The following is a 430-nucleotide window of genomic DNA, read 5'->3' as shown; positions in this document are numbered from 1 at the left end:
GCTGCCCGGCCTTGCCGAAACGGGTTGGCTGACCACTACCGATGCGGTGCTGCTATGGAGCAAGGGCGGCGAGGGCGGCCAGCCGGACGCCGCATGGCTCAAGCAGATCTACAGGCTGCGCCGGCGCCATCCTGTCGATGCCGTGGTCCTCGTGACCGACGGCGAGGCCCAATTGCCCAAGCCACGCGGGAGTACCCTGCCCTGTGGGCTCCGCCTGGCTCGCATCGCCGAGGTATTGCACTGGTCCGCGCCGATCTACCTGCTCGATGTCGCCCAGGCAGACGTGACCGCCAACGGCGATACACCTGTGATCGGCTGCGAGTTGCCGCAGCAAGCAGATGCTGCGGCCATCGGCAAGGCACTGCAGTCTTTGCGCGACCAACTATCAGATCGCAGCGTCGAGCAACTGATCCAGAACGGGCGTGACCGC

The 430-nt window shown here is 66.3% G+C and carries 1 pseudogene; it reads left to right on the top strand.

Annotated elements, in window-relative coordinates:
* A pseudogene (locus tag K206_RS44070) lies at positions 1-430 on the top strand (type VI secretion protein VasK); the annotation flags it as partial.

This window comes from Cupriavidus sp. WS, from assembly GCF_000395345.1.
GTDB classification, from domain to species: Bacteria; Pseudomonadota; Gammaproteobacteria; order Burkholderiales; family Burkholderiaceae; genus Cupriavidus; species Cupriavidus basilensis_B.
Note: the sequence above shows the minus strand (reverse complement) of the source record. Positions and strands in the feature narration are given on the sequence as shown.